The following is a 16,651-nucleotide window of genomic DNA, read 5'->3' as shown; positions in this document are numbered from 1 at the left end:
GCTTGCGAGCAAAGGGGCGGGCAGGTAAAACCGGCGCCGGTCAATATTCGCGTGTTTTCAAGGACTAGCGCCGATCAACCGCGCTCACCCGCCTCATTCGCGCCCCTGAAGCATGATCCGGAAAAGTGCGAAGCGGTTTTCCGAAAAGATCATGCCCAAACAAGAAGCTAAAGCGCGATGATTCAAGCCGATGGCATCGCGCCTTAGACCCAAGCTAGACAGATTGAGCCGTTTTCAGAACTGGACAGGGCATGCTCGAAAAGAACTCGGAAAGTCAGGTCCACGTCGAGAAAATTGAAGAGCCGCGATCCGGCCCCAGCATCGCCTTCGGGATCGAGCGTCTCGGCCTGATCCCGATGCGGGCGCCGATCGTGTCCTGCGTCGTCCTCGTCCTGCTGCTGATCGGCGCCGTGTTCGGCATCCACCGAATCAAGATCGACGACTCGCTGTCGCAGCTGTTCCGCTCCAATTCCCAAGACTACAAGCAGTATGAGGCGGTGACCAAGCGCTTCCCGGCGACCGAGTTCGACGTGCTCGTCGTGGTCGAAGGCAAGACGCTGCTTGAGCGCGACAATCTCGGCAAGCTGCGTGACATGGTCACGGATCTGCAACTCGTCGAGGGTGTGCGCGGCCTGGTGTCGCTGTTCTCCGCGCGCCAGGCGCCGGAGCGAGGCAAGCTGCCGGCGGCGTTGTTCCCGAACGAGCTGCCCGAGGGCGCGGCCTATGACAAGTTCGTCGAGACCGTCAAAAGCAACGAGATCATCCGTGGCAAGCTGCTGTCGGAGGACGGCACGCTTGCGCTGATCGTGCTGTCGCTCGAGCCGGAGGTGGTCGGCAGCAACAAGCTTAGCAAGGTGGTCGGCGACATCAGGAAGATCATGGCCGACGACCTTGGCGGCAGCGGGCTCAACGCGCAGCTGTCCGGCGTACCGGTCATGCAGCTCGAGATCCGCAATGCGGTCGAGCGCGACGGCCTGACCTACAACATCCTCGGCATCCTTGCCGGCTGCATCATCGCCATCATCTTCTTCCGCAAGATATCCTTCATGGTGGCGGCAGCGTTCCCGCCGATGATCGCGATCCTGCTCGCGCTCGGCGGCCTCGGCTGGGCCAATTTCAATCTCAACATGTTCCTCAACGTGATGACGCCGCTCATCATGGTGATCAGCTTCTCCGACTCGATGCAGTTGACATTCGCGGCGCGCGACCGGCTGATCGCAGGGCAGGACAAGTTCACCGCGTTCAAGAACGCGGTGCTGGTGGTCGGCCCGGCCTGCGTGCTGACGCACGGCACGGCCGGCATTTCCTTCATCGCGCTGCAGTTCTCGGATTCCGACCTGATCCGCAAGTTCGGCGAGGCCGGGCTTGCCGCGACCATCATCGCGCTGGTCGCGGTGCTCTCGCTGGTGCCGGTGTTCGGTATCCTGCTGGTGCGTAACGAGAAGGTGTTTGCGGTCAAATTCCAGAGCGCCGATGCCGGCGTGCAGGCGCTGCGCAATTTCTGCTACTGGATCGCGGTGCGCATGGTCGGCCGTCCCGGGCTGTTCAGCCTGCTTGCGCTGATCGTGGTCGGCGGCCTCGGCATCATCTACGCCAATCTCGAGCCGCGTTACCGGCTCGCCGACCAGGTGCCGGACAAGCGGCAGGCGGTGGCGGCGTCGAGCCGGCTCGATGCCAAGCTGACCGGCGCCAATCCGGTCGATGTGCTGATCGAATTCCCCAAGGGGCAATCGCTGTACTCGCCGGAGACCTTGAAGACCATTGCCGCTGTCCATGCGATGGTCGAGGACTCTGCCGGCGTCGGCAACGTCTGGTCGCTGGAGACCTTGCGGCGCTGGCTCGCCGAGAAGGCCGGCAGCAACGACGTCGCGACGCTGAAAGAGTATGTCGATCTGATCCCCGAACATCTGGTGCGCCGCTTCATCGACAAGAATCAGGACGCGGTCGTGGTGTCGGGCCGGGTCCCGGATCTGGACTCGAGCCAGTTGCTTCCGGTGGTGAACAAGCTCGATCACTCGCTGGACAAGGTGCGCGCCGAGCATCCCGGTTACGAGATCGCGGTCACCGGCCTGTCGGTGATTGCCGCGCGTAACAGCGCCAGCATGATCGAGAAGCTCAACCACGGCCTCACCATCGAATTCCTGCTGGTTGCGATCTTCATTGGGCTCGCATTCCGCTCGGTCGTGGTGATGTTCTCCTGCATCCTGCCCGGCATCTTCCCGGTGGTGCTGTCGGGCACCGTGCTGTGGCTGCTCGGGGAGGGGCTGCAATTCGCCAGCGTCGTGGCCCTGACCGTCTCGTTCGGCCTCGGCCTGTCCGCCACCATCCACTTCCTCAATCGTCTGCGGCTGGAGACCAAGCCGGGTGTCACGCCCGAGCTTGCGGTGGAGCGCGCCACCGTGCTGGTCGGTCCGGCGCTGATCCTGACCACGGTGGTGCTGGCCTGCGGCCTCGTCGTCACCGTGTTCTCCGACCTGCCGTCGCTGCGGCTGTTCGGCTGGCTCAGCGCGTTCTCGATGGTCGCAGCGCTGGTCGCCGACCTGTTCATCCTGCGCCCGACCTCGATGTTCCTGATCAACCTGTCGCAGAAGCTGCGCGGCAAGGGCGGGCAACCGGCGCCGATCGAAAAGGCCTGACCGAGAGGCAACAAAGCGCGGCAACAAAAAGCCCGGTTCCGAAGCGCTCGGAACCGGGCTGTTTTGTTTGCCTGCCTAATCGGTCGGAGCCGTCAGGTCTTCGTCATCGTAATCGTGACGCCGCGGATCTCACCCTTGGAGTCGATCTGCACGACCTGCTTGGAGCCGTTGGTCTGCAGGTTCAGGTTCGCGGCAAAGCCGGAGGCCTCGACGAACACGTCGATCCGCCCGCCGCCTGCGGTGCCCTGCAAATTGCCGAAGATGTTGCGGCTGGCCTCGCTCCAGTTGCCGGAAATGCGGTCGCCCTGGCTGGTGACGTCGCTCGAGAGGTCGAATTTGTAGCTGTCGCTTGCGCAATGCAGGGACTGCTTCAGGTTCATGCCCGATGGCGCGACCTTGTAATCCGCCTTGCAACGAATCCGTTCCGTCGTGCCGTTGGACAGCGCCACCGTGCCCGTTCCGGTCCACGAGCCGGCAAATCCGGCAAACGGCCCGGTGGCCTGGGCATGGACTGCGGAGGCGGACAGCATCAGTGCGGCGCCGACGCCCACCGCTCTGATAGCCTGACCATAAAGGCTGGAACCAAACCGTTTCATTGTGAATTTTCCCATCAAAATCAACGCTTCCTACGCAAGAAAGCGTCTCGCCGCATCGAAGGTTTAGTGTCACCGAAGAATGTTAGGTTCAAACGACAGAAACGGCGCGAGACGTCGATATCGTCATCGAACAGAATCAGAAACCGTCGGCCTCATGGTCGCATGTAGCTTTGCGCGAGTGCCATCCGCAATACCCGAACGCGACAAAGTGATGGCACGAATCGTTGTTGTAAATCAATGGCTTATGCGGGGGTTTACAGCGCCGTAAATTTAGCCGCATTTAGCGGTGCTTGTCGTCAATCCGTTGCCGCGTTACGTGGCGTCTGCAATCCCCAAAATCCGTCCCGGCCATGCCGAAGCGCTTTTCGGGAACAGATTTTCTGCTGTCGGAAATGAAGGAATACGATGCGTAAATTTATCTTGGCTCTTGCCCTGTTGTCGATCCCGCTCTCGTCCAGCGCCTTCGCCCAGCAGCAAGGGCGCGGTACACCCGACGAGCAGAAGGCTTGCACGCGCGACGTGCAGCGTCACTGCCGCTCCGTGATCGATCAGGGCGATTTCACCATTCTCGCTTGCTTGCAGCAGAACCGCAGCAAGATCAGCGCCGCTTGCGACCAGGTGCTGAAGACCCACGGCCAGTAAGACCGAATTCAGGTCTCAAGGGACCGCTATCGACACCGCGGCTGGCAGCCAAGCCGGCCGCGGCCGCATATGCTGGCGGTCACAGATAGCATTGGTTTTGGTGGCGTATTCCCCTATATGGGGCTCGCAAATCCCCCGCATGCGCCTGAACCTTCGCGCCTGCGTCGTGCCATGACCAGTGTAGCCCGAATTTCCCATGACCACCGCGAGCGACCTGCGATCCGGAAAGACCCACCGCGACGAGAATTTTCCGGTCGCGTCGTGGATCATTCATCCGCGGCATCGTGCCCTGATCCTGGCCTTCTATAACTTCGTCCGCACCGCCGACGACATCGCCGATCACGCCACGCTGCAGCCTGCGGAGAAGCTGCGCTATCTCGACCTCATGGAGGCCGAATTGCTCGGCAATGGCGAGACGCAGAAGGAAGCCGTCAATCTGCGCCGGGCCTTCGCCGAACGCGGCATGCCGCCGCGGCATGCGCTCGACGTGCTGGTCGCGTTCCGGCTCGACGTCACCAAGCTGCGTTACGAGAACTGGGACGACGTGATCGACTATTGCCGGTACTCGGCGATGCCGGTCGGGCGGTTCATGCTCGACGTCCATGGCGAGGACACCTCGACCTGGGCGGCGTCGGACGCGCTCTGCGCCGGCCTGCAGATCAACAATCATCTGCAGGACTGCGGCAAGGATTACCGGAACCTGAACCGCGTCTATCTGCCGCGCGATGCGCTGGCCGCCGCAGGCGCGACCGTTGAAATGCTCGGCGAGGGGAAGTCGCAGCCGGCCCTGCTCAAATGCCTGCAGGCGCTCGCGCTGCGCACCGAGGTGCTGCTCGACCAGAGCAAATCACTCGCTGCGGAAGTGAAGGATTTTAGGCTCGGGCTCGAAATCTCGGTGATCCAGGCTTTCGCCGACAAGATCGTCACCATGCTGAGGGTGCGTGATCCGCTCAGCGAGCGCGTGCATCTGAGCAAGGTTGAACTGTTGCTGCAGAGCCTCGGCGGCGTGGCCGGCGAGACCGCGCGGCGCGCGACCGGACGACGTGCGGTCTCCAAATCGGCGGCAGGCGCATGAGTGTCGAGGCGGCGGCCAACGCAAATTACGGAAGCACCGCGTCGGGCAGCTCGTTCTACGCCGCGATGCGCATCCTGCCGCGCGCGCAGCGCGAGGCGATGTTCCAGATCTACAGCTTCTGCCGGCAGGTCGACGACATCGCCGATTCCGACGGCCCGCGGCCGGAGCGGCTGGCCGCGCTGCAGCAGTGGCGTGACGATATCGACGCGCTCTATGCCGGACGTCCGCCGGAGCGCCTGAAGGACTATGTCGCCTCGGTGAAGACCTTCGGCCTGAAGCGCGAGGATTTCGTCGCGATCGTCGACGGCATGGAAATGGACGTGCCGCAGGACATCCGCGCGCCGGATCTCGCGACGCTCGATCTGTACTGCGACCGCGTCGCCAGCGCGGTCGGCCGGCTGTCGGTGCGCGTGTTCGGCCTGCCCGAGGATGACGGCATCCAGCTCGCCTACCACCTCGGCCGCGCGCTGCAGCTCACCAACATCCTGCGCGACATCGACGAGGATGCCGGTCTCGGCCGGCTGTATCTGCCGCGCGAATGGCTCTGGCATGCCGGCATCACCAACAACGACCCGGCCCGCGTCACCGCCGACCGCGCGCTGCCGAAGGTCTGTGCGCCGCTCGCCGAGCGCGCCAAGATGCACTTCCAGAAGTCCGACGAGATCATGAAGCGAAATTCGCGCCGCGCCGTGCGCGCGCCGAGGATCATGTCGAAATACTACCGTGCGATCCTCGATCTCTTGATCGCGCGCGGCTTCGCCGCTCCGCGTGAGCCGGTGCGTGTGTCCAAGACCGTCAAGATCGGCATTCTTCTTCGTTACGCGATCATCTGATGCAAAAGACCGTTCATATCATCGGTGCCGGAATTTCCGGCCTCTCCGCCGCCGTGCGGCTCGCCAATGGCGGCTACAAGGTTGCCGTCCACGAGGCGACGCAGCAGGCCGGCGGCCGCTGCCGCTCCTATTTCGACGCCGCCACCAATCTGACCATCGACAACGGCAACCATCTTTTGCTGTCGGGCAATCGCCACGCGCTGAGCTATGCGCGTTCGATCGGCACCGAGGCCGGCCTCGTCGGACCCGCGCGCGCACAGTTTCCGTTCGTCGATCTGGCCACCGGCCAGCGCTGGCAGCTCGACCTCGGCGATTCCCGCCTGCCGTTGTGGGTGTTCGACGAGGCGCGCCGCGTCCCGGACACCACCCTGCGCGACTATCTCGCATTGGCGCCGCTGGCCTGGGCCGGCACCGGGGCGCTGGTCGGCAACACCATTCCCTGCAAGGGCACGCTGTATGACCGCCTGGTGCAGCCGCTGCTGCTCGCGGCGCTGAACGTCGATCCGCCGGAGGGCTCGGCCGGGCTTGCCGGCGCCATCGTGCGCGAGACGCTGCTCGCCGGCGGGCAGGCCTGCCGCCCGCTGATCGCGCGCGACGGCCTGAGCTCGGTGCTGATCGAGCCTGCCGTGAAGCTGCTGCAGGAGCGGGGGCACGGCGTCCAGTTCAGTCACGAATTGCGTACGCTCGGCATGTCGGGTGATCGCATCAGCGAGCTCGACTTCGGCGGCGGCGACAAGATCGCGCTGGCAGCAGACGATGCCGTCGTGCTTGCGGTGCCGCCGCGCGCCGCGGCCACCTTGCTGCCCGGTCTGAAGACCCCGACCAAATTCCGCGCCATCGTCAACGCGCATTTCCGCGTCGATCCGCCGCGCGACGCCGCGCCTATCCTCGGCGTGGTCGGCGGCCTCGTGGAATGGCTGTTCGCGTTCCCGCAGCGGCTGTCGGTGACGATCAGCAATGGCGACCGCCTGGTCGACATGCCGCGCGAGGAACTGGCGCTGGCGATCTGGCGGGATATCTGCAAGGCGTCCGGCGTTTCCGGCGACTTGCCGCCCTGGCAGATCGTGCGCGAGCGCCGTGCCACATTTGAGGCGACACCGGAACAGAACGCGCTGCGTCCGGGGGCCGTAACGGCGCAAAAAAACCTGTTCCTTGCCGGCGACTGGACTGCTACCGGGTTGCCAGCAACCATCGAGGGGTCGGTGCGGTCGGGTGATCGCGCCGCAGATCTGGTTCTGGCCAGGCGTTAGATTCGACCTGTTGAGTGGGTACGGCGTTAGCCGGCCCGCGATGAAGAGGATATCGAGCGAAATGCTTTCGAGAGATCACGGCGTTGCAGTGGATACGGTCGCGCTGGAGAAGAGCATCTCCAAGGCAACCGAAGCGCTGCTCGGCTATCGTCAGTCCGACGGGCATTGGGTGTTCGAGCTCGAGGCCGACAGCACCATTCCGGCCGAGTACGTCCTGCTGCGCCACTACCTCGCCGAGCCGGTCGACGCCGAGCTCGAGGCCAAGATCGCCAACTATCTGCGCCGCGTCCAGGGCGCGCATGGCGGCTGGCCGCTGGTGCATGATGGCCCGTTCGACATGAGCGCCAGCGTGAAGTCGTACTTCGCGCTGAAGATGATCGGCGATTCCGTCGACGCACCGCACATGGTGCGGGCGCGCGAGGCGATCCGTTCGCGCGGCGGGGCCTCCGGCAGCAACGTGTTCACGCGCTTCCTGCTCGCGCTCTATGGCGTCGTCACCTGGCGTGCGACGCCGGTGCTGCCGATCGAGATCATGCTGCTGCCGATGTGGTCGCCGTTCCACATCAACAAGATCTCCTACTGGGCGCGCACCACCATGGTGCCGCTGATGGTGCTTGCCGCGCTGAAGCCGCGCGCCAAGAACCCGAAGGGCGTCGGCATCGACGAACTTTTTCTGGAGGATCCGAAATCGGTCCGCATGGCGCCGAAGGCACCGCATCAGAGCGCGAGCTGGTTCTATCTGTTCCGGTCGCTCGACGCCGTGCTGCGCGTGATCGAGCCGATGTTTCCGAAAAGCCTGCGCCAACGCGCGATCGACGCCGCGCTCGCCTTTATCGAAGAGCGGCTGAACGGCGAAGACGGCATGGGCGCGATCTATCCGCCGATGGCCAACATCGTCATGATGTATGAGGCGCTCGGCAAGGACGAGAATTTCCCGCCGCGCGCCATCACCCGCCGCGGCATCGACAAGCTGCTCGTGGTCGGCGAGCACGAGGCCTATTGCCAGCCCTGCGTCTCGCCGGTGTGGGACACCGCGCTGGCGTGCCATGCGCTGCAGGAAGCGGGCGGCGACGATACGTTCGCCAAGGCCAAGCAGGGCCTCGACTGGCTGAAGCCGCGCCAGGTGCTGGAGCTGAAGGGCGATTGGGCGGTCAAGGCGCCGGGCGTCCGTCCCGGCGGCTGGGCGTTCCAGTACAACAACGACCACTATCCCGATCTCGACGACACGGCCGTGGTGGTGATGGCGATGGATCGCGCGCAGCGTCACACCGGAACCCGCGAATATGACGAGGCGATCGCGCGCGGCCGCGAATGGATCGAAGGGCTGCAGAGCCGCGACGGCGGCTGGGCGGCGTTCGACGCCAACAACCTCGAATATTACCTCAACAACATCCCGTTCTCCGATCACGGCGCATTGCTCGATCCGCCGACCGAGGATGTCACGGCGCGCTGCATCTCGATGCTCGGCCAACTAGGCGAGACCGCCCAAAGCAGCAAGGCGATGGCCGACGGCATTGCCTATCTGCGCCGCACCCAGCTCGCTGAGGGGTCCTGGTACGGCCGCTGGGGCCTGAACTACGTCTACGGCACCTGGTCGGTACTCTGTGCGCTAAATGTCGCAGGGGTCGATCGCAACGACCCGATGATTCGAAAGGCGGTGGACTGGCTGGCGTCAGTCCAGAATCAGGATGGCGGCTGGGGCGAGGACGCCGTCAGTTACCGGCTGGATTACAAGGGTTATGAAGTTGCGCCGTCGACCTCGTCGCAAACGGCATGGGCTTTGCTTGGATTGATGGCGGCCGGAGAGGTCGAAAATCCCGCCGTTGCGCGGGGGGTGGAGTACCTAAAGGCAACACAGACGGAAAAAGGGCTGTGGGACGAGCAGCGATACACAGCTACGGGGTTTCCGCGGGTATTTTACTTGCGATATCATGGCTACTCGAAGTTCTTTCCGCTCTGGGCGCTGGCGCGGTATCGGAATTTGAGAAGCACCAATAGCAGGGTGGTAGGGGTCGGGATGTGATTGTTGAGGCGGGGGCCGCCGAGACCGTGGGCAGTAGAATTGATCCTCGGCCGGTATTGATTGTGACTGGATTGGTGCAGGAGGCCCGTATCGCGGCAGGCCCCGGCATGATCGTGATCTGCAGCTCGAGCGATCCGCAGCAACTGCGCGAATTGCTGGCGACGCTGGATGCCAAGACGTTCCGTGGCGTGATTTCGTTCGGTGTGGCCGGCGGGCTCGACCCGTCGCTCAAGTCCGGCGACGTCGTGGTCGCGACCGAGGTGATGTCGGGCGATACGCGGTTCCTGGCCGCATCCGCGCTGAACGAAGAGATGATCGCGAGTGCAGCGCTGAAGCGCCGCCGGATCGTTCGCGGCGGCCTCGCCGGCGTCGAAGAGGTGATTGCCGCGAAGGCCTGCAAGGCCGCGCTGCGCTCGATGACGGGTGCCGCTGCGGTCGATATGGAGAGCCACATTGCGGCAGCCTATGCCGCCAAAGCAGGCATTCCATTCGCCGCGCTGCGCGTGATCAGCGATCCCGCGCACCGGGCGCTGCCGGAGCTGGCGAAATCTGCGGTGAAGCCGAATGGCGACATCGACCTGCGCAAGGTGCTGCGCGGCATCGCGCGCAATCCGCGGACGCTGCGCGCGCTGGTCTCGACCGGAATCGATTTCAATCGCGCGCTGCGCTCGCTGCGCAGCTGCCGCGGCTTCCTGCTCGGCAACGAGGTGCTGATGCCGGTGGACGACGTGCTGGTTACCGCGAAGGCGGCCTGATCCAACTGTCCCTGGCCGGGGCAGGGCTTCTCACCGCATCAAGCTCAACGACAAAGGCCCGGTCGCATCGCGATCGGGCCTTTTGCGTTGCTGCCCGACAGTCTGGCCTGATGCCGCGCCGATCGGGTTCGGTGCGTGCAGTAGCCCGGCTTGCGGGCAGGGGCCACTCGAGGCTGCTCCCGTCGCCTGCGCGCGTCCCATGTCCCCGACGTTCATTGTTGGTCCTGGAAGCCTGGCCAGCCTTGCGCGCGGGCGCGCGCCGTCCTGCGACCACAGCCCCCTGGACGCTTGACAGGCACCGCTATTCGATCGACAATGAATAATGATCCTCAGTTCATGAATTAAGGTTCACTATGGCAATAGCGGCGGTTCGCCTCAATCAGCTGGTCGAGACCAAGGCGCGCATCCTGGATGCCGCCAGGGAGGCCGTGGCGCTGAGCGGGTGGAAGGACGCCCAGATCGCCCTGATCGCCTCACGGGCTGGCGTGGCCACCGGCAGCGTGTATCGCTACTTCGACTCCAAGGCGGACCTGTACGCCCAGGTGCTCGCCCTGGTGTCCGAGCGCGAGGTGGCGGTTGTCGCCGCGATCGTCGAGGCGGAGGGATCCGCGTCGCAATGTCTGGTGGACGCGATCTACACCTTCGCGGTCCGGGCGATGCGCGGCCGCCGCCTGGCCTACGCGCTGATCGCCGAACCCTGCGAACCCGAGATCGATGCGGCACGCTTGAAATACCGAGCGGCGCTGGCCGATCAGATCGCAAGGCTGGTCCGGCGCGGCATCGCCGACGGCGAATTCGTCGAGATCGACGCGAATGTCGCGGCATCCTGCGTGGCCGGCGCTTTCATGGAGGCGCTGGTTGGTCCGCTGGCGCCCGAAGCGGTCCCCGATTCCGACGCGGCGAAGGCGATCGCACAATCGATCGCGGGGCTTTCCGCCCGCATGCTGTTTCGCCACCCCACGCCTGAATTGACCCCGGTATCGAGAGTGTCCGCATGAATGCGCGTGTTCAGCCGGTTGCCGTCGCGAAAGCCTCTCCATTCGCGACCCATGAAGTCCGCAATCAGGCGCGGCCCGCCGCAGGCTTCAACGCGTTCGATGACGACCGCGCGTTGAGCGCCCTGATCGCAAAGACCGCGCCGTGGGCAAGAGACAAGCTTTCCGCGCTCGGCGCCCACGCTGGCAGCGAAGCCGCGCAGGACGCCGCGCGGCTTGCCAATGAGCACGAACCGAAGCTCGTGACCCATGATCGCTATGGCAACCGCAACGACTGGGTCGAGTTTCATCCGGCGTGGCATCAATTGATGGCGCTGGCGTTCCAGAGCGAGGTGCATAGCCTGGCCTGGTCGACGCGCGAGCCGCACGGGCATCTGGCGCGCGCGGCGCTGAGCTATCTCTGGAATCAGATCGAGAACGGCGTCGGTTGTCCGACCGGGATGGCGTACGCCGCGATCGCGGGATTTTCCGGCAAGCCGCAGTTCAGCCTGTGGCGCGAGCGCACGCTGGCGGCGGATTACGATCCGCGCCGGCTTCCGATCGAAGTGAAGCGCGCGGCGGTCATCGGCTATGCGATGACCGAAAAGCAGGGCGGCTCCGATCTGCGCGAAACCCAGACCACCGCGCGCTTCGTCGAACGCGGCGCGCATGGCGAGATCTACGCGATCACCGGCCACAAATGGTTCTTCTCGGTGCCGGTCGCCGACGGATTCTACACGCTGGCGCGCACCCAGTCGGGCGTCAGCTGTCTGTTCGTGCCGCGGCTGCTGCCGGACGGCAGCGCCAACCGGATCCACATTCAGCGCCTGAAGGACAAGTGCGGCAACCGCTCGAACGCGTCGAGCGAGATCGAGTATCACGACACCTGGTCGATCCTGGTCGGCGAGGAAGGCCGCGGCATCGCGGAAATCCTCTCGCATGCGCATCTGACCCGGCTGGATTTCGCGGTCGGCTCCGCCGGCCTGATGCGGCAGGCGCTGAGCCTCGCCCTCAACCACGCGCAAACCCGAACCGCGTTCGGCAAGCCGATGTCCGAGCTTCCAATGCAGCGCAACGTGCTTGCCGATCTCGCGCTCGAGAGCGAGGCGGCGATGCTGGGCGCATTTCGGGTCGCGCGTGCGACCGACGGCCTGCAGACCAGCGAGCACGAGCGGCTGCTGGCGCGGGTCGCGACCCCCGTGATGAAGTTCTGGAATTGCCAGCGCGCGCCGGCTTTCACCTATGAGTGCCTGCAGGTGCACGGCGGCAACGGCTTCATCATGGAGAACACGATGGCGCGGCTCTATCGCGAGGCGCCGCTGAATTCGATCTGGGAAGGCACCTCGAACATGATGTGCATGGACGTGCTGCGCGCCATGCAGCGGGATGCAAATTGCCGCGACGCGTTCGTCGACGAACTGCGAGCGAGCAGGGGTCTCAATCCGGTCTATGACCGCAGCATCGACGACCTCGCCGATCGCTTGCTGGCACGATATCCGGACGACGGGCATGCCAGGGCGCTGGTCACCCGCATGGCGCACGCGTTGCAGGCGGCCGAGATGCTGAAACATGGCGACGCCGCCGCCGCCGATCTGTTCGTGCAGTCGAGGCTAGCCGCAGACGGGATGCATGTGTTCGGCGCGCTTCCGTCGTCGGAAGGCCTTGGCAATATCGTCGCGCGCGCCTCCGTCATTCGTCACTAAGGGTGCCAGTCAGATGCGTCAGAGCGAAGTTTGTGCCGTCAGCGATGTCCGCGCCACCGTGGGAGAACAGGAGTGGGCGATGCGGGTCGACCTCGCGGCGTGCTACCGCCTGGTCGCGCTCTATGGAATGACCGATCTGATCTACAACCACATCAGCGCGCAAATCCCGGGGCGTGACGATCAGTACCTGATCAATCCCTACGGCATGCTGTACGAAGAGATCACGGCGTCGAGCCTCGTCAAGATCGACATCGAGGGGCAGACCTTGCTGCAGCCCGACCACGGCTACAACGTCAACGTGGCCGGCTTCTATCTGCATGCCCCGATCCACCGCGCGCGGCCCGACGTGAAGTGCGTCCTGCACACTCACACCAGGGCAGGCACAGCCGTCAGCACGCTCGCCGAAGGACTGCTTCCGCTGTCGCAGACCGCGATGCGGTTTCACGGCCGGATCGGCTATCACGATTTCGAGGGTCCGGCGATCGATCGCGACGAATGCGACCGTGTCGTCGCCGATCTCGGCCGCAACAACGTGCTGATCCTGCGCAATCATGGCCTGCTGGTCTGCGGCAACACGATTCCGCAGGCGTTCAACGCGATCTACTGGCTGGAGCAGGCCTGCCGGATCCAGGTCGATGCGCTGGGCTGCGGCCGGCCGCTGCACGCGCCGACCGAGCTGGCGATCGGCAACACGGTGACCTGCTTTGCCGGCACCGAGATCACGCTGGACAATGAGCGCGACACCAATCCGGTGCTGAATGAATCTGCGCAACATCTTCAGGCCGGCTACGGGCTGCTGGAATGGCCGGCGCTGCGGCGCCGGCTCGACCGCCTCGACGGGAGCTACGCGCAATGAGCACGTCGCTGGCCTCGTTGCGGATCGGCTTCATCGGTGCCGGCCGCGTGGCGCAGACGCTGGCGCCGGCATTCGCCCGCGCGGATCTGGATGTCGCTGCCTTCTACAACCGCGGTCCCGATGCCGCGCAGCGTCTCGGATCCCGCGTGCCGTCGGCGCGGCCGATGAGCGACGCGCAACAGGTCGTGGATGACTGCGACATGGTCTTCCTCACGGTGAGCGACGACGCGATCCTGCCGGTCTGCCGCGATCTGCGCTGGGAGCCGCGTCACCGCGTGGTCCATTGCAGCGGCGCGACCGAACTGGCGGCGCTCGATCATGCGCGATCCGCGGGCGCCGCAACCGGCGGCTTTCATCCGATGCAGATGTTTGCCAATCCCGACGTCGCGCTCGAGGGGCTGCGCGGATGTACCGTCGGCATCGAGGCAGACGGTGACTTCCGGCACGACCTCGAGCGGCTCGCCGCCAGCATCGGCTGCGAGCCGATGGCGCTGCCTGCGGGCGTGCGGGCGCTCTATCATGCCTCGGCCTATTATGTCGGCCCGTTCCTGATCTCGCTGCTCAAGGAAGGCGTTGACCTCTGGAAGAGTTTCGGTGCCAGCGAGGCCGACGCGCTGCGCGCCATGATGCCGCTGCTGCGGGGGACGGTCGCGGCCGTGCTCGACGGCGGTCTCGCCAACGGCATGGGTGGCTGCGTGGCGCGCGGCGACGTTGGAACGATCGTCAAGCACCTGCGGGTCCTGGACGAGCGCTTTCCCACCTCGGGCGCGCTGTACCGCGAACTTGCCCTGCGCAATGTCCCGCTCGGGATCGAGCGGGGCACACTCAGCGCTCCGCGGGCCGCAGAGATCGAGCGGCTACTGCTGCGAAGCGGGCACCAGCAGGCGGCATCCTGATCCAAGGAAAAGGGCCCCGGTTCACTGAACCGGAGCCCTTCAATGGTCTCTCTGCGCTCAGATCGAGCATCAAGCGGCGGTGGAAGCCTTCGCTTGCTGCTTGGCGGCGGCGGCGGCCGCCTCGTCACGGCGGATATCCGAGAGCTTCTTTTCGACCTGCTCGGCGAAGATGTACTGCGCCGGACGCTGCTTCGACATGTCGATCTCCGGCGCCATCGGACCGGTGGTCTTGATGCCGCGTAGCGCCACCCACATCGCCTTCAGCGGATTGTTGATCGCAGCGGTCGCCGCGGTCGGCTCGTAACCGCAATGGGCCATACAGTCGGCGCACTTCTCGTACTTGCCGGTGCCGTAGGTCTCCCAATCGGTGGTGTCCATCAGCTCCTTGAAGGTCTTGGCGTAGCCTTCACCGAGCAGATAGCAGGGCTTCTGCCAGCCGAAGATGTTGCGCGCAGGCATGCCCCAGGGCGTGCACTCGTATTCCTGGTTGCCGGCAAGGAAGTCGAGGAACAGGCCGGAATGCATGAAATTCCACTTCTTGCCCTTGCCGAGCGCAAAGACGTCGCGGAACAGCTTCTTGGTCTTGGTGCGGTTGAGGAAGTGCTCCTGGTCGGGCGCACGCTCATAGGCATAACCGGGCGACATCGAGACGCCGACGCCGAGCTCGGTGGTGAAGTCGAGGAATTTTGCGATTTCCTCGGCCGGATGGCCGTCGAAGATCGTGGCGTTGACGTTGACCGTGAAGCCGCGCGCCTTCGCCGCCTTGATCGCCGAGACGGCGCGATCGAACACGCCCTTCTGCGACACCGCCTTGTCGTGATGGTCCTTCAGGCCGTCGAGATGCACCGAGAAGAACAGATAGGGCGAGGGCTCGAACAGATCGAGCTTCTTCTCGAGCAGCAGCGCGTTGGTGCACAGCGAGACGAACTTCTTGCGCGCCACCAGGCCGCGCACGATCTCGCCGATCTCCTTGTGGATCAGCGGCTCGCCGCCGGGGATCGCGACCATCGGCGCGCCGCATTCATCGGCAGCGTCCCAGCACTCCTGCGCGGTCATGCGGCGGTTGAGGATCGCATCGGGATAGTCGATCTTGCCGCAGCCGACGCAGGCGAGGTTGCAACGGAACAAGGGTTCCAGCATCAGCACGAGCGGATAGCGTTTGCGGCCAAGCAGCTTCTGCTTGATCAGATAACCGCCGATACGCATTTCCTTGAAGAACGGTATAGCCATTAGACGATTTTCTTTCTGCACTTATTCAAAGGGAAGTGGGTTCAGATCAGCCCGCAGTCAATTCGGCTGGCAGCCGGAATTCGATATTCTCCTCGCGGCCCGGAACGACCGAGACCGATACCGGTCCGATGCGCCGCAGGGCGTCGATGACATCGTCGACCAAAACTTCGGGCGCCGATGCGCCCGCCGTAATGCCGACCGCCTTCGCATCCTTCAGCCAATCCGGGTTGAGCTCGCTCCCATCGGCAATGAGATAACTCGCGACGCCGACCTCGGTGCCGATCTCGCGAAGCCTGTTCGAGTTGGAACTATTGGCGGCCCCCACCACCAAAATGACGTCCACCAGCTTGCTCAGGTCCCTTACCGCAGATTGGCGGTTCTGTGTCGCATAGCAGATATCCCTGATGTCCGGGCCTTGAATATCTGTAAATCTTGCCTGAAGAGCCGCGATAATGTCCCTGGTATCGTCCACGGACAGGGTAGTTTGGGTGATATAGGCGACCGGCGCGTCGGTCGGCAGGCTCAGTTCCGCCACATCCCGGACGCTCTGGACCAGCAGGACCGGCCCCGGAACCTGGCCCATGGTTCCCTCGACCTCGGGGTGGCCGGCGTGCCCGATCAGGATCAGGGCACGGCCCTTCGAGATATAGCGCTTGCCCTGGTTGTGGACCTTGGTGACGAGCGGGCAGGTGGCATTGAGCACCGGCAGGTCGCGGGCCTCCGCCTCCTCCTCGACGCTCCTGGCGACGCCATGGGCACTGAAGACGGTCACCGCCCTGGCCGGCACTTCCGACAGGTCCTCGACGAAGATCGCGCCCTTCTTCTTCAGGCTTTCGACCACGTATTTGTTGTGAACGATCTCGTGGCGGACATAGACCGGCGGGCCATACTTCGCGAGCGCGCGTTCGACGATCTCGATCGCGCGCACGACACCCGCGCAAAAGCCGCGCGGCTGAGCAAGAAACACTTCCATTGGACGTCCGTTACGCAAATTGCACCAGTCTCATTCAATGCCCTGCGGCCTTTTCGGCAACGCACTCCGCCCGGCCGGGCGCTGCAACGTCAGTTGCAATGTCCGCACCATCTCAGGTCCTGCACGGGATCCGCGCCCTCAAGGGCATGGAAATACAGGGATTTGTGGCAAAAAGGTAGCGCTTCGAGCGGCGGCGCGATCAACCGGGA

14 protein-coding genes are annotated in these 16,651 nt (G+C 64.5%); 11 read left to right on the top strand and 3 right to left on the bottom strand.

Annotated elements, in window-relative coordinates; genetic code table 11:
• Positions 1 to 251: 251 nt before the first annotated feature.
• On the top strand, positions 252 to 2,636 hold the full coding sequence (locus BRSPCE3_RS04900; RefSeq protein ID WP_244064556.1) for an RND family transporter: 2,385 nt from the start codon (positions 252 to 254) through the stop codon (positions 2,634 to 2,636).
• Between the two features lie 92 nt (positions 2,637 to 2,728).
• Here the strand turns inward: BRSPCE3_RS04900 and BRSPCE3_RS04895 are convergent, their stop codons facing one another.
• The gene (locus tag BRSPCE3_RS04895) at positions 2,729 to 3,232 is read right to left on the bottom strand and encodes a hypothetical protein (RefSeq protein WP_244064555.1); all 504 of its coding nucleotides are present in this window, start codon (positions 3,230 to 3,232) and stop codon (positions 2,729 to 2,731) included.
• A 405-nt stretch (positions 3,233 to 3,637) separates the two neighbouring features.
• On the opposite strand from BRSPCE3_RS04895, the gene BRSPCE3_RS04890 reads away from it, so the two are divergent.
• The 10 genes from BRSPCE3_RS04890 to BRSPCE3_RS04845 all read left to right on the top strand — a co-directional run bounded on the left by BRSPCE3_RS04890 (position 3,638) and on the right by BRSPCE3_RS04845 (position 14,239).
• A complete protein-coding gene (locus BRSPCE3_RS04890; RefSeq protein ID WP_194455483.1) occupies positions 3,638 to 3,874 on the top strand; it encodes a hypothetical protein in 237 nt (78 codons plus the stop codon).
• A 196-nt stretch (positions 3,875 to 4,070) separates the two neighbouring features.
• Positions 4,071 to 4,949 (top strand): squalene synthase HpnC, encoded by an 879-nt coding sequence (gene hpnC, locus BRSPCE3_RS04885; RefSeq protein ID WP_244064554.1) that lies wholly within the window; start codon positions 4,071 to 4,073, stop codon positions 4,947 to 4,949.
• Entirely contained in the window at positions 4,946 to 5,782 is an 837-nt protein-coding gene (gene hpnD, locus BRSPCE3_RS04880; RefSeq protein WP_244064553.1) for a presqualene diphosphate synthase HpnD, read from the top strand. The genes hpnC and hpnD overlap by 4 nt, the downstream gene beginning before the upstream one ends.
• Positions 5,782 to 7,032 (top strand): hydroxysqualene dehydroxylase HpnE, encoded by a 1,251-nt coding sequence (hpnE, locus tag BRSPCE3_RS04875; RefSeq protein WP_244064552.1) that lies wholly within the window; start codon positions 5,782 to 5,784, stop codon positions 7,030 to 7,032. The genes hpnD and hpnE overlap by 1 nt, the downstream gene beginning before the upstream one ends.
• A gap of 61 nt (positions 7,033 to 7,093) precedes the next feature.
• The gene (gene shc, locus BRSPCE3_RS04870) at positions 7,094 to 9,055 is read left to right on the top strand and encodes a squalene--hopene cyclase (protein ID WP_244064551.1); all 1,962 of its coding nucleotides are present in this window, start codon (positions 7,094 to 7,096) and stop codon (positions 9,053 to 9,055) included.
• The gene (locus tag BRSPCE3_RS04865; RefSeq protein ID WP_375709859.1) at positions 9,052 to 9,810 is read left to right on the top strand and encodes a phosphorylase; all 759 of its coding nucleotides are present in this window, start codon (positions 9,052 to 9,054) and stop codon (positions 9,808 to 9,810) included. Before shc ends, BRSPCE3_RS04865 begins: the two co-directional genes overlap by 4 nt.
• Before the next feature lie 353 nt (positions 9,811 to 10,163).
• Positions 10,164 to 10,808: a TetR/AcrR family transcriptional regulator gene (locus BRSPCE3_RS04860; protein WP_244064550.1), complete on the top strand. Its 645-nt coding sequence runs from the start codon at positions 10,164 to 10,166 to the stop codon at positions 10,806 to 10,808.
• Positions 10,805 to 12,487 (top strand): acyl-CoA dehydrogenase family protein, encoded by a 1,683-nt coding sequence (locus BRSPCE3_RS04855; protein ID WP_244064549.1) that lies wholly within the window; start codon positions 10,805 to 10,807, stop codon positions 12,485 to 12,487. The genes BRSPCE3_RS04860 and BRSPCE3_RS04855 overlap by 4 nt, the downstream gene beginning before the upstream one ends.
• 13 nt (positions 12,488 to 12,500) lie before the next feature.
• On the top strand, positions 12,501 to 13,343 hold the full coding sequence (locus tag BRSPCE3_RS04850) for a class II aldolase/adducin family protein (RefSeq protein ID WP_244064548.1): 843 nt from the start codon (positions 12,501 to 12,503) through the stop codon (positions 13,341 to 13,343).
• Between the two features lie 17 nt (positions 13,344 to 13,360).
• Positions 13,361 to 14,239 (top strand): Rossmann-like and DUF2520 domain-containing protein, encoded by an 879-nt coding sequence (locus BRSPCE3_RS04845; RefSeq protein ID WP_244064547.1) that lies wholly within the window; start codon positions 13,361 to 13,363, stop codon positions 14,237 to 14,239.
• 69 nt (positions 14,240 to 14,308) lie between these two features.
• Here the strand turns inward: BRSPCE3_RS04845 and hpnH are convergent, their stop codons facing one another.
• Entirely contained in the window at positions 14,309 to 15,469 is a 1,161-nt protein-coding gene (hpnH, locus tag BRSPCE3_RS04840) for an adenosyl-hopene transferase HpnH (protein ID WP_212018755.1), read from the bottom strand.
• A gap of 46 nt (positions 15,470 to 15,515) precedes the next feature.
• Positions 15,516 to 16,442, bottom strand: coding sequence for a 4-hydroxy-3-methylbut-2-enyl diphosphate reductase (gene ispH / locus BRSPCE3_RS04835; protein ID WP_244064546.1), 927 nt, complete (start codon positions 16,440 to 16,442; stop codon positions 15,516 to 15,518).
• Positions 16,443 to 16,651: the final 209 nt, after the last annotated feature.

The organism is Bradyrhizobium sp. Ce-3 (assembly GCF_022835695.1).
Lineage (GTDB): Bacteria > Pseudomonadota > Alphaproteobacteria > Rhizobiales > Xanthobacteraceae > Bradyrhizobium.
This window is presented reverse-complemented; position numbering and strand designations above follow the sequence as displayed.

Bases quoted from the DNA above. Each gene is read 5' to 3' on its own strand.
- hpnH (WP_212018755.1), bottom strand. From the start codon at position 15,469: ATGGCTATACCGTTCTTCAAGGAAATGCGTATCGGCGGTTATCTGATC.
- ispH (WP_244064546.1), bottom strand. From the start codon at position 16,442: ATGGAAGTGTTTCTTGCTCAGCCGCGCGGCTTTTGCGCGGGTGTCGTG.
- shc (WP_244064551.1), top strand. From the start codon at position 7,094: ATGCTTTCGAGAGATCACGGCGTTGCAGTGGATACGGTCGCGCTGGAG.
- BRSPCE3_RS04895 (WP_244064555.1), bottom strand. From the start codon at position 3,232: ATGAAACGGTTTGGTTCCAGCCTTTATGGTCAGGCTATCAGAGCGGTG.
- BRSPCE3_RS04855 (WP_244064549.1), top strand. From the start codon at position 10,805: ATGAATGCGCGTGTTCAGCCGGTTGCCGTCGCGAAAGCCTCTCCATTC.
- BRSPCE3_RS04900 (WP_244064556.1), top strand. From the start codon at position 252: ATGCTCGAAAAGAACTCGGAAAGTCAGGTCCACGTCGAGAAAATTGAA.
- BRSPCE3_RS04850 (WP_244064548.1), top strand. From the start codon at position 12,501: ATGCGTCAGAGCGAAGTTTGTGCCGTCAGCGATGTCCGCGCCACCGTG.
- BRSPCE3_RS04860 (WP_244064550.1), top strand. From the start codon at position 10,164: ATGGCAATAGCGGCGGTTCGCCTCAATCAGCTGGTCGAGACCAAGGCG.
- BRSPCE3_RS04890 (WP_194455483.1), top strand. From the start codon at position 3,638: ATGCGTAAATTTATCTTGGCTCTTGCCCTGTTGTCGATCCCGCTCTCG.
- hpnD (WP_244064553.1), top strand. From the start codon at position 4,946: ATGAGTGTCGAGGCGGCGGCCAACGCAAATTACGGAAGCACCGCGTCG.
- hpnE (WP_244064552.1), top strand. From the start codon at position 5,782: ATGCAAAAGACCGTTCATATCATCGGTGCCGGAATTTCCGGCCTCTCC.
- hpnC (WP_244064554.1), top strand. From the start codon at position 4,071: ATGACCACCGCGAGCGACCTGCGATCCGGAAAGACCCACCGCGACGAG.